Origin of the sequence: Desulfomicrobium escambiense DSM 10707 (assembly GCF_000428825.1) — a bacterium.
Taxonomy (GTDB): Bacteria; Desulfobacterota; Desulfovibrionia; order Desulfovibrionales; family Desulfomicrobiaceae; genus Desulfomicrobium; species Desulfomicrobium escambiense.
The window spans coordinates 195,097-213,999 of sequence record NZ_AUAR01000001.1 but is presented as its reverse complement, the minus strand read 5'-3'; the positions used below and the strand labels follow the sequence as shown (position 1 = coordinate 213,999).

At 65.9% G+C, this 18,903-nt stretch carries 18 protein-coding genes; 5 read left to right on the top strand and 13 right to left on the bottom strand.

Annotated features, from left to right (window positions below):
- Positions 1-61: 61 nt before the first annotated feature.
- From G394_RS0100970 to G394_RS0100955, 4 genes are all read right to left on the bottom strand, one after another.
- Complete coding sequence (locus G394_RS0100970; protein WP_028576045.1) at positions 62-913, bottom strand: ABC transporter permease; 852 nt, start codon at positions 911-913, stop codon at positions 62-64.
- Entirely contained in the window at positions 910-1,746 is an 837-nt protein-coding gene (locus G394_RS0100965) for an ABC transporter permease (protein ID WP_028576044.1), read from the bottom strand. Before G394_RS0100965 ends, G394_RS0100970 begins: the two co-directional genes overlap by 4 nt.
- Positions 1,743-2,831, bottom strand: coding sequence for an ABC transporter ATP-binding protein (locus tag G394_RS0100960; protein WP_028576043.1), 1,089 nt, complete (start codon positions 2,829-2,831; stop codon positions 1,743-1,745). Before G394_RS0100960 ends, G394_RS0100965 begins: the two co-directional genes overlap by 4 nt.
- Positions 2,832-2,895: 64 nt before the next feature.
- Complete coding sequence (locus G394_RS0100955; protein WP_028576042.1) at positions 2,896-3,951, bottom strand: extracellular solute-binding protein; 1,056 nt, start codon at positions 3,949-3,951, stop codon at positions 2,896-2,898.
- Between the two features lie 292 nt (positions 3,952-4,243).
- On the opposite strand from G394_RS0100955, the gene G394_RS17430 reads away from it, so the two are divergent.
- The gene (locus tag G394_RS17430; RefSeq protein WP_051306851.1) at positions 4,244-5,137 is read left to right on the top strand and encodes a VgrG-related protein; all 894 of its coding nucleotides are present in this window, start codon (positions 4,244-4,246) and stop codon (positions 5,135-5,137) included.
- Positions 5,138-5,246: 109 nt separating this feature from the next.
- Here the strand turns inward: G394_RS17430 and G394_RS21710 are convergent, their stop codons facing one another.
- The 6 genes from G394_RS21710 to G394_RS0100920 all read right to left on the bottom strand — a co-directional run bounded on the left by G394_RS21710 (position 5,247) and on the right by G394_RS0100920 (position 10,399).
- Complete coding sequence (locus tag G394_RS21710; RefSeq protein WP_028576041.1) at positions 5,247-6,224, bottom strand: hypothetical protein; 978 nt, start codon at positions 6,222-6,224, stop codon at positions 5,247-5,249.
- A 1-nt stretch (position 6,225) separates the two neighbouring features.
- The gene (pyrC, locus tag G394_RS0100940) at positions 6,226-7,209 is read right to left on the bottom strand and encodes a dihydroorotase (protein ID WP_028576040.1); all 984 of its coding nucleotides are present in this window, start codon (positions 7,207-7,209) and stop codon (positions 6,226-6,228) included.
- Positions 7,210-7,233: 24 nt separating this feature from the next.
- Entirely contained in the window at positions 7,234-7,668 is a 435-nt protein-coding gene (locus tag G394_RS0100935) for a YqaA family protein (protein WP_028576039.1), read from the bottom strand.
- Between the two features lies 1 nt (position 7,669).
- A complete protein-coding gene (locus tag G394_RS0100930; protein ID WP_028576038.1) occupies positions 7,670-8,692 on the bottom strand; it encodes a tRNA dihydrouridine synthase in 1,023 nt (340 codons plus the stop codon).
- Positions 8,693-9,050: 358 nt separating this feature from the next.
- Positions 9,051-9,476 (bottom strand): hypothetical protein, encoded by a 426-nt coding sequence (locus tag G394_RS0100925; RefSeq protein ID WP_028576037.1) that lies wholly within the window; start codon positions 9,474-9,476, stop codon positions 9,051-9,053.
- Positions 9,477-9,622: 146 nt separating this feature from the next.
- On the bottom strand, positions 9,623-10,399 hold the full coding sequence (locus tag G394_RS0100920) for an ADP-ribosylglycohydrolase family protein (RefSeq protein WP_028576036.1): 777 nt from the start codon (positions 10,397-10,399) through the stop codon (positions 9,623-9,625).
- A 137-nt stretch (positions 10,400-10,536) separates the two neighbouring features.
- Here G394_RS0100920 and G394_RS0100915 point away from each other — a divergent pair, with 137 nt between their 5' ends.
- Positions 10,537-11,532 carry an ABC transporter substrate-binding protein gene (locus tag G394_RS0100915; protein ID WP_028576035.1) on the top strand — a complete coding sequence of 332 codons (996 nt, stop codon included), beginning with the start codon at positions 10,537-10,539 and terminating at the stop codon, positions 11,530-11,532.
- Positions 11,525-13,858 (top strand): ATP-binding protein, encoded by a 2,334-nt coding sequence (locus tag G394_RS19880; RefSeq protein ID WP_051306850.1) that lies wholly within the window; start codon positions 11,525-11,527, stop codon positions 13,856-13,858. The genes G394_RS0100915 and G394_RS19880 overlap by 8 nt, the downstream gene beginning before the upstream one ends.
- A 72-nt stretch (positions 13,859-13,930) precedes the next feature.
- Here the strand turns inward: G394_RS19880 and G394_RS0100905 are convergent, their stop codons facing one another.
- Positions 13,931-14,710, bottom strand: a complete 780-nt coding sequence (locus G394_RS0100905; RefSeq protein WP_028576034.1) for a Mut7-C RNAse domain-containing protein — start codon at positions 14,708-14,710, stop codon at positions 13,931-13,933.
- A 159-nt stretch (positions 14,711-14,869) separates the two neighbouring features.
- Here G394_RS0100905 and G394_RS0100900 point away from each other — a divergent pair, with 159 nt between their 5' ends.
- Both G394_RS0100900 and G394_RS0100895 read left to right on the top strand, forming a co-directional pair.
- Positions 14,870-15,703, top strand: coding sequence for a WcbI family polysaccharide biosynthesis putative acetyltransferase (locus G394_RS0100900; protein ID WP_028576033.1), 834 nt, complete (start codon positions 14,870-14,872; stop codon positions 15,701-15,703).
- A gap of 112 nt (positions 15,704-15,815) precedes the next feature.
- Positions 15,816-16,475 carry a lactate utilization protein gene (locus G394_RS0100895; RefSeq protein ID WP_028576032.1) on the top strand — a complete coding sequence of 220 codons (660 nt, stop codon included), beginning with the start codon at positions 15,816-15,818 and terminating at the stop codon, positions 16,473-16,475.
- A 134-nt stretch (positions 16,476-16,609) separates the two neighbouring features.
- On the opposite strand, the gene G394_RS0100890 is transcribed toward G394_RS0100895, so the two are convergent.
- Both G394_RS0100890 and G394_RS0100885 read right to left on the bottom strand, forming a co-directional pair.
- Positions 16,610-17,569 carry an ornithine cyclodeaminase family protein gene (locus G394_RS0100890; RefSeq protein WP_028576031.1) on the bottom strand — a complete coding sequence of 320 codons (960 nt, stop codon included), beginning with the start codon at positions 17,567-17,569 and terminating at the stop codon, positions 16,610-16,612.
- 75 nt (positions 17,570-17,644) lie between these two features.
- Entirely contained in the window at positions 17,645-18,829 is a 1,185-nt protein-coding gene (locus tag G394_RS0100885) for an alanine racemase (RefSeq protein WP_211226197.1), read from the bottom strand.
- Positions 18,830-18,903: the final 74 nt, after the last annotated feature.

The following is an 18,903-nucleotide window of genomic DNA, read 5'->3' as shown; positions in this document are numbered from 1 at the left end:
GGTCTCCGCGCACTCGGGGAACCCCGTCCATATCGTCCATGAGGTCCAGGCAGCCCCGCCCCTACTCCTTCCTGTCCAGGTACAGGTTCCCCAGCGCCAGCAGCGACGTGCCCACGATCAGCAAAAACGAGACGGAATTGATGACCGGTGTGGAGCCGTCGCGGACCTGCAGGTAGAGGTTGATGGGCAGGGTCGGTTGGGAGCCCACGAGGAAGAGCGTGGTATTGAAGTTCTCGAAGCTCATCAGGAAGGCCACTGCCCCGGAGCCGATGATGGACGTGCGCAGGTAGCGCAGCGTGATGTGCCAGATGACCTGCAGGCGCGTGGCGCCGAGGTTCAGGGCAGCCTCTTCGAGGGAGCGGTCGAACTTGCGCAGCCGGGCCGACACGACCAGGGTCACGAAGGTGGTGATGAAGGAGAACTGCCCGACCACCACCAGCCAGAAACTGGGCCGGAAGAGTTCGATATCGAGATTCCAGTGGTCCTCGAAATAGATGCCCGCCGTGGTCGCGCCCAGCAGGATGGAAATGCCCAGGATCACGCCGGGGATGACCAGCGGTGCGAGCATGAGGAAATACAGGAAGTTCTTCCCGCGGAAGTTCTCCTGCTCGAACAGGAAGGCGGCGCACACCCCCACCACCACGCAGGAGATGGAGACCCACACCGCCGTCTGGAAGCTGACCCAGATGGCGCGCAGGTTGTCCGGATCCTCGAAGATGCCGACGCGCTTGGGCCCGCCGGCCAAAAACCAGTCCAGGGTGAAGCCACGCCAGGGCAGGGACGGGAAGTCGGAGTCGTTGAAGGCCAGCACGCAGGTCACCAGCAGCGGCGCGAAGAGAAAGACGAAATACAGGACCACGAAGACGACGAAGGACCGGTCGTAGGCCCGCGATCTGGGCAGGGAGCGGATCATGACGCCACCTCGCCCAGGCGCTGGCCCGTGATCTTCAGGCCCAGCCAGATGATGAGGGAACTCAGCACCAGGAGCATGAAGCCGAAGGCCGCGCCCTGATTCCAGTTGAAACTGGCGATGAACTGGTTGTAGATCTGCTCGGTGAACCACAGGGAGTTCTTGCCTCCCATGAGGTTGGGCGTGAGGTAGTTGCCGAGCACGAGCATGAAGACCACGATGGAACCCGAGGTGATGCCCGGCTTGCAGTGCGGGATGATGATCGTGCGCCAGATGCAGGTCTTGCTCGCGCCCAGGTCGTAGGCCGCCTCGACGAGGCTGTCGTCGAGACCCTCCATGACCGAGACCAGGGGCACGACCATGAAGAGCATGGAGGTATACACCAGGCCCATGATCATGGTCGCGTCGTTGTAGAGCATCTCCACGGGCTTCTCCAGAAGGCCCAGCTGCAGCAGGAAGTAATTCAGCACCCCGGACTCCCGCAGCAGGATCATCCAGCCGTAGACGCGCACCAGTTCGCTGACCCAGAACGGCAGGAGCAGCAGCACCATGAGGAAGCCGCGCACCCCGGGCCGCGAGAGCTTGGTGATGTAGAAGGCCACGGGCAGGGACACGACCAGGGTCAGGAAGGTGGTGATGACCGAGTAGGCGGCCGTGCGCACGAAGGTCAGCCAGTAGATGGGCTCGGTGAAAAAGGTGCCGTAGTTTTCGAGGCTCCAGGCCCCGTCAGCCCGGAAGCTAAGGATCAGGAGGTCCAGGTGCGGCAGGACGATGAGCAGGAAGAGCCACACCAAAACCGGCGTCAGGAAGAGCCAGAACAGGCCGCCGCGCCTCATGGCCTGCCCTCCCCGCGTCCGAAGGCGATGCCGGACTGCGGGTGCCAGCCCAGGGTGATATCCGCGCCGGGCCGGATGTGGTCGAAGGCGCGGTTCTGGGGCAGGGCCACCAGGAGTTCGTGGCCCGACGGCGTGGCCGTCAGCAGCCGGCTGTTGGCGCCGTCGAAGAGGATGGCCCTGACCGTGACCGGAAAGGTGTTGAGGCCAGAGGCGTCGGCGGGCTCGATGACCATGGCCTCGGGCCGCAGGAAGAGCGTGGCCGGGCCCTTGCCGGCGTCGGCCTTGCGCCGGGCCCGGAAGACCAGGTCCTCGTCCGTGCGGACCAGGACCGTCTCGCCGTCCATCTCCACCACCTCGCCCTCCCAGCGGTTGCTGTCGCCAACAAACCCGGCCACGAAGGGGGTGTGCGGGTCGCCGTACAGTTCCTGCGGGGTGCCGACCTGCTCGAAGCGCCCCCGGTTCATGACCGCCACGGTGTCGGACATGACCAGGGCCTCGGACTGGTCGTGGGTGATGTAGATGAAGGTCGTGCCGATCTTGGCCTGCAGCTTCTTGAGCTCGACCTTCATCTGTTCGCGGAGCTTCAGGTCCAAAGCTCCCAGGGGCTCGTCCAGGAGCAGGAGCCTGGGTTCGAGGACCAGGCAGCGGGCGATGGCCACGCGCTGCTTCTGGCCGCCGGAAAGCTGGTTGATGCGCTTGGCGCCGTAGCCGGGCAGGTCGACCCGCTCAAGAATCTCCTCCGTGCGCCTGCGGATCTCAGCCGTGGGCACCTTGCGGCGCCGCAGGCCGAAGGCGATGTTCTCGGCCACGTCCATCATCGGGAAGAGCGCCAGATGCTGAAAGACCAGATTGACGGGCCGCTTGTCGGGCGTGACCCCGCGCATGTCCCGGCCGCTGATCTCGATGGTCCCGTCCGTCTGTTCCTCGAAACCCGCGATCATGCGCAGGAGCGTGGTCTTGCCGCAGCCCGAGGGGCCGAGGATGGAGAAGAAGGAACCCTTGGGCACCGGGAACGAGACGTCGTCCACGGCCCGAAACGTTCCGAAATCCTTGACCAGACGGGAAACGACCAGATCGGGTTGCATGCGCCTTCCTTGTGAGAAAATTGGGGAGGGGTCCGCAGCCGGCTGGCTGCGGACCTGCGGGACGTTAGTTGGCGGCCTTGACCTTGTCCAGCACCTTGCCTTCCATGGCTTCGAGCTTGGCGGGCACGGGCGGGTACCACTTGATGTTGTCGATGACCGCCTGGGGGAAGGAGCGGTCGAAGTTGGCCTGGAAGGCCTTGTCGACGAAGGGAGCGGCGTCCTTGGAGGCCGTGGGGGTCTTCTCGGCCGAGGTGAAGTAGCCGCTGTTCTCGGGCTTGAGCATGAAGTTGATCCACTTGTAGGCGGCCTCGACGTTCTTGGCCTTGGCCGGGATGGTGAACGTGTCGATCCAGCCCAGGGCGCCCTCGACCGGGGCTACGAAGTCGAGGTCCTTGTTCTCGTCGTGCAGCTTCCAGCCGCCGTTGTCCCAGGCCTCGGCCACGGTCACTTCGCCCGAGCGCACGGATTCCAGCAACTGGTCGCCGTTGGCCCAGTAATTCTTGACCAGGGGCTTGGCCTTGATCAGCTCGGCCTCGATCTTGGCGAGCATCTCGCCGTAGGCCTTCTCGTCGGCGTAGAGGGCGAAGGGGTCATAACCCATGGCAAAGCCGAGGCCGATCAGCACGGGCCTCTTCAGCCGGTAGCTGATACGGCCCTTGTACTGCGGGTCGATGAGCGCCTTCCAGGACGTGGCGCCCTTGGCCTGGGCGGAGTTGACCACCAGGCCGGAAGTGCCCCAGCAGAAGGGCACGGCGTATGACTTGCCGCCGACCAGGGTATTCTTCTTCACGGCGTCGAGCATGGAGGGGATGAAAAGTTCGGCCTGGATCTTGGCGTAGTCGATGGGCTGGTAGATGCCGAACTCCTCCTGCACCGAGGAAATGCGGTCCTGGCTGGGCTGGGCCAGATCGAAGCCGGCGCCGCGCGTGGCCCGCAGCTTGGCGATCATTTCCTCGTTGTTGGAGTACGTCACCTCGACCTTGATGCCGGTCTCGGCCTGGAACTTGTCGACAAGTTCCTTGGGCGCGTAGCCCTTCCAGGTCAGCAGCTGCAGGGTGTCGGCCATGGCCACGGAAGAACCGGCGAGCATCAGTGCCATCAGCAGAACAAGACGTTTCATGCAAAATTCTCCTTATAAAGATGTGTGAGAAATCAGGCCGATTTCTAGCATTGGCAACCTAAACTGACAAGCGTGTGAATAATCGGAGTCAGGTCCAAGGCAGCTTCAAAACGCTTCCAATGGGAAAACCCTGCCGAATCCCCGTCACCGGCCCGGACGCGTCGAGACGGACGCAATCTCGTGTGGAAAAAGGAAAAATCAGGTCTCGGCGGGCAAAGTCGAAAATGGCCCGAAACCTGCTTTGATGGGGCAAAGCACCTTTTTTGCCAGGTTTTTGACACGGAGATCACGCATGAGCCTTATCGATCCCATACAGCTGATGACCATGCTCGGCACGGCCCCCGAGCGCCAGAGCCGGCCCGCAGCCAGCGCGGACAGGTTCCAGTCCCACATGCGCCAAGCCATGGACGGTGGCGACACGCAGGCTCTCGGAACCCGGCTCGGCGGATCGGGCATGGACAACTCGCTGATGCAGAGCGCCCTGAACGGCCTGGCCTCGCTCATGCGTCAGCCCCCCGCCACGGCCGGTGGCAAGGGCGCTGCCGACGCCCACGCCGGCATCGGCGAACTCTCGGCCGCCTTCGAGTCCGGGACGGAAGGGGTCAGCGCCATCGGCTACGACAAGAACGGCGGCACCTCCTACGGCACCTACCAGATCGCCTCCAAACCGGGCACCATGAAGGAGTTCATCGAATTTCTGAAGGACAGGGAGCCCGACTGGGCCGCCAAGCTCAAGGGCGCCGGGGCGGCCAACACGGGCTCGACCAAGGGCCGCATGCCCGACGCCTGGCGCAGCATCGCCGAACAGGACCCGGAAAAATTCGGCCGGCTGCAGCGGGAATTCATCGAATCCACACACTACGAACCGGCCAAGGACAAAATCCTGTCACGCACCGGCATGAACGTGGACGAACTGCCCGCAGCGGCGCGCGAAGCCCTGTGGAGCACGGCCGTCCAGCACGGCCCGGCGGGCGCGGCCAGGATTTTCAGCCGCGCCATCAAGTCCATCGACGGCGAACTACCCGAAAACAGGTTCGCCCAGAAGCTCATCGACAAGGTCTACGAGAACCGCAAAGCCCAGTTCGGCTCCTCCACCGCCACCGTGCAGGCCAGCGTGCGCGGCCGCATGAACACGGAGAAGGAAATGGTCCTGGCCATGCTCCAGGGCGAGGACGCCAGGGCCTAGGCTAAGGGGAGGGCGATGGACTATATGGGACTTCATGGACGATATGGACCTTATGGACCATGCACAGCCCAGTCCATGACGTCCATGAAGTCCATGCCTGCCTTCCTCCTCACCCTTCGCTCTTTCCCCTGATCATCCGCTTGTACGTCTCCAGAAGCTCCACGAAGGCGTCGTGGTCCCCGCCCTTGTCCGGGTGCATGGACATGGCCTTCTTGCGGAAGACCCGCGCAAACTCCCGCCTGGACATCTTCCTGATCTCGGCCATGGTCAGGCCGAACAGTTCCCGTACCCGCTCGGGCTGCACGGGCCTGGGCCGCGGCGGCAGGCGGCGGAAATCGTTCATGAAGTCTTCGTAGATGCGCCGGAAGCCGTCCGCGGCCGGAAAATCGAAGTCGAAATGGAGTAGCGCGTAGCGCCGCAGATAGGCTTCGGGTCCCGTCGGCAGACCCCGGCCGAAGGACGGGTCGCCCAGGATGGCGCAGAACTCGCGCATGAAGGCCTCGTCAAGGCAGTCCGGGTCCAGGGCCTCGGGCATGGTCCGCGCCGTGAGATCCGCGAAATGCCGCTGCAGGTTCAGGATGGCGTGCACGTAGTTCCTCGCCTCCCGCAGGGGCAGCTCGCGCTCCATGCGCAGGAAGAGCTGCTCCACCTCGTCGCGTCCCTTGCCCACCAGCCCGCGGAACATCTTTGGGTTGACCTCGTCGATGCGGCTCAGGTTGACCTCCCCCGAGCGCAGGTAGGCCATGCGCCGGCGGTCGAAGGGGTGCAGGGCGCGGATCTCGTCCTCCTGGACGCGGGTCGGCACCGTGCGCCGCCAGACCTTGCCCCGGTCCGCGGACGGGCTGTAGCCCTGGGGCGCGAAGGGGGCGAAGGCCTCGTCCAGGCTGTCCGGGTCCAGGTCCAGATGGGCCAGGGCCTCCAGCAGCTCCTCGGCGTAGGACATGCCGAAGCGCCCGAAACGGGCCACCCGCCCCGGATCGGCTCCCAGGTCCGCCAGGACCTCGAAGCCCAGGCCCTCCTCCCTGGGCACGGTCCGGCGCAGCTCGAAGCGCGGCCGCCCCATCTCGCGCAGCATGGCGACGTACATGCTACCCCACCACCTTCCAGTTCAAGGTCTGCCCGGCCAGGTACGGCACGACCGGGCCGAAACGCTCCGGTACGGTCCACGCCCGGCGCTCCAGCACGACCTCGCGCTCGGGCGGCGCAAACGCGTAGGCCGCGCATGCACGGTCCGAAACAAAGGCCTGCAACCGATCCAGAGCGCCCAGTTCCTCGAAGAGCGCGGTCAGGGCCGGCAGGGCCACGGGCGCAGAGAAGATGCCGGCGGCGCAGCCCGGGGCTTCCTTGGCGCTTACGGGATGCGGCGCCGTGTCGCTGCCGAAGAAGGCCTTGGGGTGATTCAACGCCGCCTCGCGCAGGGCCGCGCGGTCCTCGGGGCGCTTGGCCACTGGCTTGCAGAAGAGGTGCGGCCGCATGAGCCCGCCGATGACGTCGTCGAGGGTCATGAGCAGATGATGCAGGGTCACGGTGGCGAAAACGTTGTCGCAGCGGTCCAGCAGCGCGACGCCATCGACCGTGGTCACGTGCTCCAGCACGATGCGCAGCTTCGGAAAGGCTCGCGCCCAGCGTTCAACCACGGGCAGGAACTCGGCCTCGCGGTCCATGACGAAGCCGCAGCCCTCGCCGTGAATCAGCAGCGGGAGCCCCAGGTCCTCCATGATCTCAAGGGTCGGCGCGGCGCGGTCCATATCGGCCAGCCCCGCCTCGGAGTTGGTGGTCATGCCGGCCGGGTAGAGCTTGACGCCGATGACGTGCGGCCTGGCCTCCTCCAACTCGGCGCGGGAGTATTCCCGGAAAAAGAGGGTCATGAGCGGCGTGAAGGGCCGCCCCGCCGCTTGAAGGATGGCCTGCCGGTATTCCCGCACCTGCGCCATGGTCGTCACGGGCGGCGTCAGGTTGGGCATGACCACGGCGGCCGCGAAGGAACGGGCCGTGTGCGGCGCGACGAGGGAGAGCATGTCGCCCTGGCGCAGATGGACGTGCATGTCGAGGGGGGAATGCAGAGTCAGCATGAATCCTCCATGTTTCCTGCTATGTCAGGAAAGGAGATAGGCAAGGGCGGCGTAGCGGGCGAACTTGCCGACCAGAACGGGCGGGAAGAAGCGGATCATGGGCAGGCTGAAGAGGCCGGCCACGGCGCACAGCGGGTCGCCGATGACCGGGGCCCAGGCCAGCAGCAGGCTCCAGGGCCCGAAGCGGGCGAAGATGCGCCGCGCGCGCTCGCGGTTGACCTCGGACAGGCCCAGGAAGCGCCGCAGGAAGGCCTCGCTCCCCCACCGCCCTACGGCCCAGGTGGTGGCGGCGCCCAGTGTGTTGCCCAGGGTGGCGGCGACGACGCAGGCCACGGGGTCCGACCCGGCCAGGATCATGGCCGCGAACCCCGGTTCCGAGGGCACCGGAAAGACCGAGGCCGCCAGGAAGGCCAGGATGAAGAGCCCGTAGAGGCCGTAGTCGAGAAGCAGCTGTTCCATGTCAGGCCGTGAAGAGGAAGGCGTTGGGGGTTGAGGCCACCTGCGGCCGCGGCCCCAGCACGCGCACGGCGTTGTCCGCCATGTCCTCGCGGGTCTCGCCGCGCACCAGCGCGGGCCACAGGCTGTGGCCGAAGACGAAGTTGGCGGCCAGGTACGGCGCGAACTTCTTGTACATCTTGATGGCCCGCGTCGGCTCGTAGTGCCGCCAGATGGCATCGATGACGGCCAGGGCCGTGCGCAGGAAGACGTCCTCGTCGGGCGTAAACGTACCCGCCAGTTCGGCGAAAATCCAGGGCCTGGCGATGGCCATGCGCCCGATGGACACCCCGGCGCAACCCGTATCGTCCAGCATCCGCGCGCAGTCCGCGGCGCAGAAGACGTTGCCGTTGCCAAAGACCGGGATGGACACGGCCCGCGCCACGGCCCGGATGTGCTCCCAGCGGGGCGGCCGGGAACGGCGGTCCGGGGCCACGCGCGGGTGGAAGGTCAGCAGGTCGGCGCCGGCGTCCGCGAAGCGCCGGGCCAGGTCCACGGCCAGGTCGGGCGTGTTCTCCCAGCCGCTGCGGAACTTGACCATGACCGGGCAGCGCACGGCCTCCCGCACGGCCCGCACGATGGCCACGGCGCGCTGCGGGTCCTTCAGCAGCGCCGCGCCGTACCCCTTCTTGCAGATGGCGGCCACGGAACAACCCATGTTGATGTCCACGCCCAGGAGCCCCTCGGCCTCGATGCGCCGCGCCGCCGCGGCCATCTCCTCCGGCTCGCCGCCGAAAATCTGACAGACAAGGCTTCCCGCCTCACCGTCCCGCCAGCGGAAAACCGGCGACAGCCGCCGGTTCTCCTGCGGCACGGCCCGGGCGTTGCACATCTCCGTGACCATGAACCCGTACCCCCCGAACCCGGCAATGACCTCCCGCATGGCCACATGCCCCAACCCCGCCATGGGTGCCAGGGCCAGCCGCGAGGGCATGACGACGGTACCGACCTTGAGCGGCACGGAAATCATGGAATGTGCAGACGGCATATGATGTGTATCACTCCGAAGAAGTACGCCCTGTCGGCTGTTTTCAGGCCTCAAAATCATTCTTCACGCATCCCGCCTCGGACTGAGCGGTCCGTGCGGGCTTGAGGGCCGGCTCGTCGGCTGTCCGACCGAGCCAGGCATCGTTTGTTCAGCCATCGCCACCCGCAAAGCGCGCACAAACCCGGCCCAAGGAGCGATGGCTGAACTCTACGAGGCCGGCGAGGAAGTTCCGACGGGCCGGCCCTCAAGCCCGCACGGGCCGCGGCGCTTCGGCACGGACCCCACGCACTTGTCATTCAGATCAAAAAAGGCGCCCCCCATCAGAAGAGCGCCTCGACAAAATTCTTCCCTCACCCCGTCAGTTCAGCAGAAACTCGCGGATGACCAGCCAGCCCGTGGCGACCTGGGCCAGGGCCAGGAGCAGGGCCAGGGCGTTGAAGACGCCGTGGACGAGCGGCATGTAGCGGCGCTTCTTCTTGTCGCGGTCCATGATGACGCCGGTGATGTAGCCGCCGGCGATGCACGGCATAATGACCTGCCCGATGATGTAGTGGTTGCCGGTCACTCCGTTGTTCCCCCATTCACGGGTCACGGCGTACTGCCCCAACACCAGCCCCGCCATCCACATGATGTGGGTGATCTTGCCGAGCTTGACGTGGTCCGCCCACATGAACTTGCCGCGCTTCCCGAAATGGTTGGCCAGGAAGCGGACCCATCCGAGGGAGAGCACGTAGACGGCCAGAGCGGTGGCGGCGAGCTGCAGCAGGGGATGAATCCAGAGCATGATGAACTCCTTGAAAGGTGATGTGCCGATCAGGACCCGGACGGGTCGGGCAAACTCGCCAGTGCATAGATGACGGGCGGTCGATTGACAAGGCCGGACACGTCCATCGACCGCCGCTGCGATCGGCAATGGGCAACGCTGTCGGGTTACAGGTCGTCCATGAAGATTTGACGGAAATCCTCGACCACGATGCCGAGATCATGGGGCAGGAAGCGCAGGGCCTTGTCGGCCAAATGTGCGGGCACCTCGCCGTAGTACGCCTCGGCCACGGCGCCGGCCATGCAGGCCAGGGTGTCGCTGTCGCCGCCGAGGGACACCGCGTTGCGCACGGCGTCCTCCCAGGAGTCGGAATCCAGAAAGCAGACAATGGCCTGGGGCACGCTGCCCTGGCAGGAGACGTCGAAGGCGTAGTCCGCCCTGATTTCGTCCACGGACAGGCCCAGGTCGTAGCCGAACAGGTCGGCGATGCGCCGACGCATGTCCGCCCTGGAACAGCCCGTGCGGGCCAGGAACACGGCCAGGGCCACGGCCTGCGCGCCCTTGATCCCTTCCGGGTGGTCGTGGGTGACCTCGGCCGAGAGGCGGGCGTGCTCGAGCACGTCGTCCTCGCTGTCGAAGGCCCAGCCCACGGGACTGACGCGCATGGCCGAACCGTTGCCCCAGCTCCCGTAGGGCACCCGTTCCCGCGCGTGCAGCCACTCCAGGAAAGAGCCGCCGTAGCTGGCGCGGGGGTAGCGGTGGCCGAAATCGTGCAGGGCTTCGGCGTATTCACGCCCGGAGAGAATGGCGTCGGCCACGGCCACGGTCAGCACCGTGTCGTCCGTGAACCGGCAACCCGCGGCGAAGAAGGGGAATTCCTTGGTCTTGATGGGCCTGTGCTCGTATACGGAGCCGATGATGTCACCGGCGATGGCGCCTAGCATGGGGACTCCTTGGCCTGGACTCGGCCGTCCATGGTGTCCATATGGTCCATTTCGTCCATCCCGTCCACAACGGCCGCCCGGCGGCCGGAAAAGGCAGGCCATATTGCGGGCCGCAGCGGCATGTGACATGATGGGACATGTACTGCAACGTCATCTTCGCACTCCTGCTCCTGCTCGCGAGCGTCGTGCCGCCCGCCGCCGCGGACGGCGGTTTTCCGGGCAGAAGGGTGCTCGTGGTGCACAGCTACGACCGCGGCTTCGCCTGGACCGCAGACATCGACGACGCGCTGCAGCGCGAACTGCTCCCGCGACAGGTGCAGATACGCACCTTCTTCATGGACACGAACCTCCGGCCACGCGAGGCCGACATCATTGCCGCCGGCCGCAAGGCCACGGACATCATGCTGGAATTCCGGCCTGACGTCGTCATCGTCAGCGACGACAACGCCCAGAAGTATTTCGCCGCGCAGTACGCCGGCAACGCCTCGGCCCCGTCCTTCGTGTTCTGCGGCGTGAACAAAGCCCCTTCCACATACGGATACCCGGCAATCAATGTCACGGGCGTGGTCGAGAACCTGGCGTGGGCCAAGGGGCTTGAACTGCTGCGGCGCCTGAAGCCGTCCATCAAAAAAATCGCGGTCCTCAGGGACACCCGCCCTTCGAGCCAGGCGGAAGCCGACAAGATGAAGTCCTCCGGACCGGACGACATCGAGGTCTCCTGGTTCGCCGTCGACAGCTTCGAAGAATGGCAGGCACGCGTCCGGACCGCCGGCTCCGATTACGACGCCCTGGCCGTCATGACCTACAACAACCTGACCGATGCCGAGGGCCACATCGTGCCTGCCGAACAAGTCATGCTCTGGACGCGGGACAACGCCGCCCTGCCCACCCTGGGATTCTACGACTACACCGTGGCCGACGGCACGCTGTGCGGCGTGATCCAGACCGGCTTCGAACACGGGACATTGGCCGCGTCCCTGGCCCTGCGCATCCTCGGCGGCGAACGCGCCGGCGACATCCCGGTCATCACCCAGACCAGAGGACTGATCATGCTGAACAGCCTGACCGCACGCAAGCTCGGCATCGAAATCCCGCATCGTCTCTCCCAGGAGGCGGCCGCCCTTGTTGAATGATATCGTCATTGTCCTGGCCCTCTGGTTGGCCGCGCTGTCGGTCCCCGCACACGCTCTCGCGGCCGGGGACGACCGCCAAGGCATGCCTCCCAACATCCTCGTGCTGCACTCCTACAACCCCGGGCTGAGCTGGACCGACGACATCCACAGGGGGCTGGCCGAAACGCTGGCCCAGTCCAACCAGACGTGCACCATCACGACGGAATACCTCGACGCCAAGCGCTTTCCCGACCCCGAACTCATGGCCATGCAGGCCGAGGTCATCGCGGCGCACCTGCGCACCATGACCTTCGACCTCGTCGTGGTTTCCGACGACGCCGCATTTTCCTTTGTCCTGAAGCGACGCGGGGAACTCTTCAGGGGCATTCCCGTCGTCTTCTGCGGCGTGAACAATTTCCAGAACGAGATGTTGCGCGGAGAAAAGGACGTGACTGGCGTATCGGAGATCATTTCCGCCCAGGAAACCCTCGAAACGGCCCTCACGCTGCACCCCGACACCAAGGACATCGTCATCATCGGCGGCGCGAAATCGAGCACAGACCGCTCCAACCGCAACAAGTTCCTGCGCCTCATGCCCGCCTACGCCAGTCGGGCCCGGTTCCATTTCTGGCAGGACATCCCCACGCCGGCCCTGGTGGAAAAAGTCGCGGCCCTGGGCCCAGGCACCATCCTTTTCCTGAACAACGCCATCCCTGGCCTCGACGGGCGCATGCTGGATTTCGGCCCGAGCGCCGCGCTCATCAGGGCCAACGCTCGCTGCCCGCTCTACGGGCTCTGGGATTTTTTCCTGGGACACGGGATTGTCGGTGGCAAGCTGATCAACGGCACGGAACAGGGACGCCTCGCGGCCGGGATGGCCCTGCGCATCCTGGCCGGGACTCCGCCCGCGGAAATCCCGGTGGTCAAAGGTTCGGCCAACCGCTTTCTCTTCGACTACCGCGAACTTGCGCGCTTCCAGATCAGCGAACGGCTCCTGCCGCCGGACTCCACGGTACTCAACCGCCCCCAAAGCCTGTTCGAGGCCAACAGGCGCCTGTTCACGATTTTCGGCATCGTCGTCACGGCCTTGCTGGTGGTCATCGCCTTTCTGGCCGTCATCGGCCAAATCCGGCGCCAGACCCTGCGCGAGTTGCAGCGGGCCCGCCGCAAGGCCGAGGAGGCCAACGAGGCCAAGAGCCTCTTCCTGGCGCACATGAGCCACGAGATCCGCACGCCGCTGACGGGCATCATGGGGCTGGCCGAGCTGGCCCTGAACAATCCGTCCTCCCCGGCCGTGCAGGACTACCTCGCCCTCATCCGCCAATCCGGCCAGAACCTGCTGCACATCATCAACGACATCCTCGACTTCTCCAAGGTCGAAGCCGGCAAACTGGTGCTCAACCCCGCGAATTTCCAGGTCCGCAAGATGCTCGACGCGACCATTGCCCTCTTCACCCCCCGGGCCAGGGAAAAGGGCATTGAACTATCCCTCCGCGTGGATGCCGAGATGCCGGAAATGCTCTGCGGGGACGAACTGCGCCTGCGCCAGATATTCTTCAACCTCATCGGCAACGCCATCAAGTTCACGGAGCAGGGCGAGGTGGAACTGTGCCTGAGCGCAGCGACGCCCACCGGGGACGGCCAGGGCGTTGTGCTCCACTTCGAGATCCGCGACACGGGCTGCGGCATCCCTGCGGACAAGCTGCCGACCATCTTCGACCGCTTCACCCAGGCCGACCATTTCCCCACCCGGACCCACCAGGGCACCGGGTTGGGGCTGGCCATCGTCAAGCAACTCGTGGAGATCCTGGGCGGGGCCATCGAAGTGCAGAGCGTGGAGGGTGCCGGTTCGACATTCTTTGTCGGCATCCCCCTTGAATACGCCCTTCACGCCGACGTGGAACCGGAAACCGAGACCGCGCTCAGAAACACCTCCGGCAGCCTGTCCGTGCTGGTTGCCGAGGACAATTCCATCAACCAGATTTTCCTCAAACGCACCCTGGAAAAGCTCGGACACAACCCCACCTGCGCGGCCAACGGACAGCAGGCGCTGGACCTGCTGCACGAGCAGTCCTTCGACTGCGTCATCATGGACATCCAGATGCCCCTCATGGATGGCACCGAAGCCACCCGGCGCATCCGTCAGGACCTGGGACTGACCCTGCCCGTCATCGCCCTCACCGCACACGCCCTGCAAGGCGACAGGGAAAAATTCCTGGCCCAAGGCTTCACCGAATACCTGGCCAAACCCGTGGCCATGAAGGATCTGGAACAGGCGCTGTGCGCGGTGGGAGAAGGCAAGGCTGGGAGACAGAGATGGTCGAATACGGACGCTCACGGACATTGAGGCCAGGTACCAGCCCGTCACGTTGTTGCGGCCCCGTCCGTGCCCGTCCGTGTTCGTTCATCACTGTCCATCTCAGTCCATCTCAGTCTCCCCTCCCCCCAGCTCCCGGCAAATCCTCCCCACCCGCTCGTGCATCCTCTCGTGGTGAGAGCCGGCCCAATAGATGCGTTTGCAGCGCGGGCAGCGCCGGAAATCGGTGTAATGCAGCTTCGTCAGGGGCAGCAGGCGGTCCATGATTTCGGCCTTGGACACGGTCTGGAGGAGGTCGTTGCAGCGCAGGCAGCGGGTGAAGGTCGCAAAGGGCGGCCTGAGGCCGAAGAAACGCAGGACTTCGATGAGCTGGGTTTCGGGGTCACGTGAGCGGATCAGACGGCCATAGACCACGATGCCGCGCCTGAGGAGGAGACGGTCGCGACTGAGAAGGATGCGCCCTTCGCGCGCGGCCTGCTCGGCCAGGACCGCGTCTCCCAAAGACGGGTCGTAGGCCGTGTCGAAGCCCAGGGCGCGCAGGAGACCCGCCAGCCGGCCGACATTGGCGTCCACGAGAAAGGCGATGCGGGGCAACGGTTCCGGGCGCAGCGGCGACGGCCGCAGCACGTCGAAGGGCGTGGGCACGGCCCGGACGTCGATCCTGCGGCCGGGCTCCAGCAGGTGGCCGAAGCCCACGGGCAGCCCGTCGACCTCAATGGCCCCCACCTCCGTGTGCGGCGGACCCAGAGCCTCGATGACGTCCTTGACGGACGTACGCCGCGTGACTGGATACGTCACGCGCCCGTCGGCCCCGGCCTTCCCCCGTCCCAGGAGGTCGCGCAGATTCCCGTGAAAAACGAATGTGGCCGGCCGCTCGCCCATGATCCCTCCCAGGCTGTTTTCTCCGGGAGTACGCCCTTCGGGCCCCGCCAACAACTCTTCCGTTGCACTTCACCGACGTCCTGAAGTTGCCCCCGAAACTCTTCCATGTTACGCACGACAATCCTGTTTCACTGATATTTCAACCTGTTCTCGGACCAGATGGGCAAACTTCCTTGCATCCTCCACGCCAACTGCCAGGGCGAACCGCTGCTGGCACGGCTCATGACGTCGCGGGAATTCGCGGACCGCTTCGAGTGCGTCCAATACACCAACTATACCCGTGAGCCCGTGCCGGACGACATGCTGGCCCGCTGCGGCCTCTTCCTGTACCAGCATCTGGGGCCCGAGTGGGGCGGACTGGCCTCCGAGCGCCTGGTGTCCCTGCTGCCCGCATCGGCCCGCAGCATGTGCATCCCGAACATGTTCTTCAAGGGCTACTGGCCCGGCTGGAGCGGGCAAGGCGGCTTCAACTTCCGCTGCACCCTTCTGGACGAACTCATCGAACAGGGCCTGCCACCCGAGGAGACGACGCTCCTGTACCTGCGTGCCGACTTGGCCGCGAAGTTCGACCTGCGCGCCGTCATCGCGCAATCCCTCGCCCAGGAGCGCAGCAAGCAGGCCCTGACCCCGGTGCCGTACGTCGACGTGCTCGAAGCCGAATACGCCAGGTCCAGAATCTTCAACACCGTCAACCATCCCGGCAGGCTCCTCATGGACCACATGGCCAGAGGCGTCCTGCAACAGCTCGGCATGGACCCCCCGGACGAATACGCCCTTGCGGCCCTGGACGAACCCTTCCCGGAGTTCGAACAGCCCCTGCACCCGAGCGTCGCCGCCTTCTTCGGCCCGGATTTCGCCGCCCCCGGCGCCTTGTGGCATGTCTTCGGGGGGGACATCACCTTCGCCCGCTACGTCGCCCACTACGTCGTGGCCAGGCGGGAGGGCGTGACGGACTTCATCGGTTTCCTGCAGGGCCACCACGACGCACCGTAAACACCGGGCGACGACCATGAACGGGTTGCGCGACGACGCGTCCGGGAATACGTCAGATCCATCGCAAACACATCATCCGCTGTCTCGCCAGCGCCGTACACGGAGGTTTCCCATGGACGCACCGACACGCAAATTCCGCCAGATGAACGCCGAACGCCTCATCAAGCAGCTCAACAAGCGCCGCATGCACGGCAGCTACGCCGAAACCGCCGAGGAGGCCCGCAGCCAGATCCTGTCCCTGATCCAGGGACCGTGCTCCGTCATCCGCTGCGGCTCGGAATCCGTCGGGTCGCTCGGACTGTGGAAGGACATCGCCGCCCTGCCCGGCGTGGAACTCATCGACCCCTACGTCCCGGGCCTCACCCCGGCCGAAGGCGACGAGCGGCGCCGGCGCGGTCTGACGGCCGACGTCATGGTCACGAGCTGCAACGCCGTGACTCTGGACGGCAGGCTGGTCAATCTGGACGGCACGGGCAACCGCGTGGCGGCCATGATCTTCGGACCAAGGAAGGTCATCCTGCTGGTCGGCATGAACAAGGTCGTCAGCGACCTGGAATCGGCCATGGACCGCATCCGCGACTTCGCCGCGCCCATGAACAACCTGCGCCTGAACGCCCTGAACCCCGCCCACGAGCCTCCCTGCACCCAGGACGGCCGCTGCCACCGCTGCTCCAGCCCGCAGAAAATCTGCAACGCCTGGACCATCATCGAGGGGCAGCGCGACGAAGGCAGAATTCACGTGGTGCTGGTGGGGGAGAGTCTGGGGTACTGAGGAAAATGGACTAGAATGGACGAGATGGACTGACACGGACTATCATGGACACTGTACCATCCATCTCGGGGGGCTTGTTTTTGTCCGTGTCGGTCCGTGTTCGTCCATTCTAGTCCATCTCGTCCACTCCCCCCTCAAACCGTCTTCACCAGCCCCAGTTCCTCCGCCCTGCGCAGGGCCAGGGAAGCCACGGCCAGGTCCTGCAGGGCCATGCCCGAGCTGTCGTAGACGGTGATCTGGTCGGCCGACACCCGCCCCGGCGCGCCGTTCAGAACCGCACCGATCGTTGTGATCCGCTCCATGGCGACCAGCCCGGCCGTGAAGGCCACCTCGTATTCCCCGATGCTTACGGACTGGGCCGGCACGTCGGCGAAGAGCGCGGCGACGGCCACCAGGGCCGTGTCCAGTTCCTGCTTGCCGGGCTGGTCCGCGCCCATGGCCGAGACGTGCGTTCCGGGCCGCACCAGTCCGGCCGCGAAGAGCGGCCCGCGCGACGCCGTGACCGTGACGGCGATATCGGCGCTGGCCAGGGCCTCTTCCGCCTTGGCCGCGACGGCTTCAAGCCCCAGCTCCTCGCGGATGCGCCGCGCGAACTCCTCGGCGGTCTGGCCAGAACGGTTGACCACGAAAACTCTCTCGAGGGGGCGTACCTCGCGCACGGCCAGAACTTCGAACCAGGCCTGGTGGCCTGCGCCGAACACGGCCAGGGTCCGACTGTCCGGACGGGAAAGGTGCTTCACGGCCACCGCGTCCGAGGCGGCCGTGCGCAGGCAGGTCAGGTGCGAGGCCGCCACCAGGGCCTCGGGATAGCCCGTGTCCGGGTCCAGCAGCAACGTCGTCGAGGCGTGGGCCGCCAGTCCGCGGGCCCTGTTGCCCGGCCAGTAGCTGCCGACCTTGAGCCCCACCTTCCTGCTCCCGGCTATGAGGCCGCTCTTGACGCTAAACGACGTGTCCGCCTCGGGCCCCCGCCCCTGCGCCACCGGAAACACCTCGGCCAGGCCGCGCCCATATTCCATGAACATGGCCTCGACAGCCGCAATGGCCTCGGCCATGCTCACAACCCTGCCAGCCACATCCTCACTGACAAATTTCATCCTTCTCTCCCCGCACCGACCAGTCCGTGCCAGTCCATAAAGTCCATATCGTCCATACCGTCCACACCACACCCCCTACCACCCCATCAACCTCGGCCACACCGCCGTAACCTCCTCCCCGCCCGCGCCGACGACATGATACCGGTCGAACTGCGTGACCGTGGCGCAGGCATGGCTGGGCAGGATACGCAACCTCGTGCCCACGGGCAGGTCCGGCAGGTCCGCCGGGTTGCCCGAGCGCGGGGCCACGACGCCGTGCTCCTGGTTGACGCCCCTGACCACCAGATCGCCCACGGGGCGTCCGTCCGCGTAGCAGACCAGGCCGTAGCCCTGATCCACGGTCTGCCCGGCCGTGCCCCGGTCGCAGGACATAGCCGTCCAGCCGGCGTCGACGATGGCCCAGCCCTTGTCGCGCTGGTGACCGATGACCGTGGTCAGGACCGAAACGGCGATGTCGTCGATGGCGCAGATGCCGATGCCGACCTGGACCAGGTCGAAGAAGACGAATACCCCGGCCCGGACTTCCGTCACGCCTTCGTAGCTGCGGGCCGAAAAGGCCGTGGGCGTCGAGCCGACGCTGACCACGGGGCAGATCCAGCCGGCGTCCCGGAGGGTCCTGGCCGCTTCCACCGCCGCCGCGCGCTCCCCTTCGGCCGCAGCCGCCAGGGCCTCCTCGCCGCGTGCCTCGTAGCTCTCCCCGGCATGGACCAGCACGCCGCGCAGCCGGGCCGTAGGTTTCAGGGCATGGGCGATGGCCAGCAGTTGCTGCGAATCACCGGGTTGCACCCCCGAACGGTGTCCGTCGCAGTCCAGCTCGATGAGGGCCGGGATGGGGTCGGACGGGTCCGACGCGGCCGCCACGGCCCGGGCCTGAGCCACGCTGTCCAGCAGCACCGTCAGGTCCACACCCTGCCGGCGCAGGGCCAGCACACGGGGAAGCTTCTGCGGCGCGATGCCCACGGCGTAGGTGATGTCCGTCACGCCGCAGGCCGCCAAAGCCTCGGCCTCGCGCAGGGTCGAGACCGTGGCCGGTCCATGCGGCGTGGCCATGAGACGCCGCGAGATCTCCCACGACTTGGCCGTCTTGAGATGCGGGCGAAACGCCACTCCGGCCGCGGCGAGACGGTTTCGCAGGCGGGCGATGTTGCCGTCCATGCGCGCCTCGTCCAACAACAGGCACGGCGTGTCCAGGGCTTCGAGGGGGCAGGGCAGGCCGCGCAGGGCGTCCCGGGTCCGAAACGGTGCGAGCAGTGCGTTCATGATGCGTCCTCCGGGCAGAGATTTGGCGCCATCATACCATGCGCAGCGTCATGTTCAATTTACAATTTATGAAT

Bases quoted from the DNA above. Each gene is read 5' to 3' on its own strand.
- G394_RS0100970 (WP_028576045.1), bottom strand. From the start codon at position 913: ATGATCCGCTCCCTGCCCAGATCGCGGGCCTACGACCGGTCCTTCGTC.
- G394_RS0100965 (WP_028576044.1), bottom strand. From the start codon at position 1,746: ATGAGGCGCGGCGGCCTGTTCTGGCTCTTCCTGACGCCGGTTTTGGTG.
- G394_RS0100960 (WP_028576043.1), bottom strand. From the start codon at position 2,831: ATGCAACCCGATCTGGTCGTTTCCCGTCTGGTCAAGGATTTCGGAACG.
- G394_RS0100955 (WP_028576042.1), bottom strand. From the start codon at position 3,951: ATGAAACGTCTTGTTCTGCTGATGGCACTGATGCTCGCCGGTTCTTCC.
- G394_RS17430 (WP_051306851.1), top strand. From the start codon at position 4,244: ATGAGCCTTATCGATCCCATACAGCTGATGACCATGCTCGGCACGGCC.
- G394_RS21710 (WP_028576041.1), bottom strand. From the start codon at position 6,224: ATGTACGTCGCCATGCTGCGCGAGATGGGGCGGCCGCGCTTCGAGCTG.
- pyrC (WP_028576040.1), bottom strand. From the start codon at position 7,209: ATGCTGACTCTGCATTCCCCCCTCGACATGCACGTCCATCTGCGCCAG.
- G394_RS0100935 (WP_028576039.1), bottom strand. From the start codon at position 7,668: ATGGAACAGCTGCTTCTCGACTACGGCCTCTACGGGCTCTTCATCCTG.
- G394_RS0100930 (WP_028576038.1), bottom strand. From the start codon at position 8,692: ATGCCGTCTGCACATTCCATGATTTCCGTGCCGCTCAAGGTCGGTACC.
- G394_RS0100925 (WP_028576037.1), bottom strand. From the start codon at position 9,476: ATGCTCTGGATTCATCCCCTGCTGCAGCTCGCCGCCACCGCTCTGGCC.
- G394_RS0100920 (WP_028576036.1), bottom strand. From the start codon at position 10,399: ATGCTAGGCGCCATCGCCGGTGACATCATCGGCTCCGTATACGAGCAC.
- G394_RS0100915 (WP_028576035.1), top strand. From the start codon at position 10,537: ATGTACTGCAACGTCATCTTCGCACTCCTGCTCCTGCTCGCGAGCGTC.
- G394_RS0100905 (WP_028576034.1), bottom strand. From the start codon at position 14,710: ATGGGCGAGCGGCCGGCCACATTCGTTTTTCACGGGAATCTGCGCGAC.
- G394_RS0100900 (WP_028576033.1), top strand. From the start codon at position 14,870: ATGGGCAAACTTCCTTGCATCCTCCACGCCAACTGCCAGGGCGAACCG.
- G394_RS0100895 (WP_028576032.1), top strand. From the start codon at position 15,816: ATGGACGCACCGACACGCAAATTCCGCCAGATGAACGCCGAACGCCTC.
- G394_RS0100890 (WP_028576031.1), bottom strand. From the start codon at position 17,569: ATGAAATTTGTCAGTGAGGATGTGGCTGGCAGGGTTGTGAGCATGGCC.
- G394_RS0100885 (WP_211226197.1), bottom strand. From the start codon at position 18,829: ATGAACGCACTGCTCGCACCGTTTCGGACCCGGGACGCCCTGCGCGGC.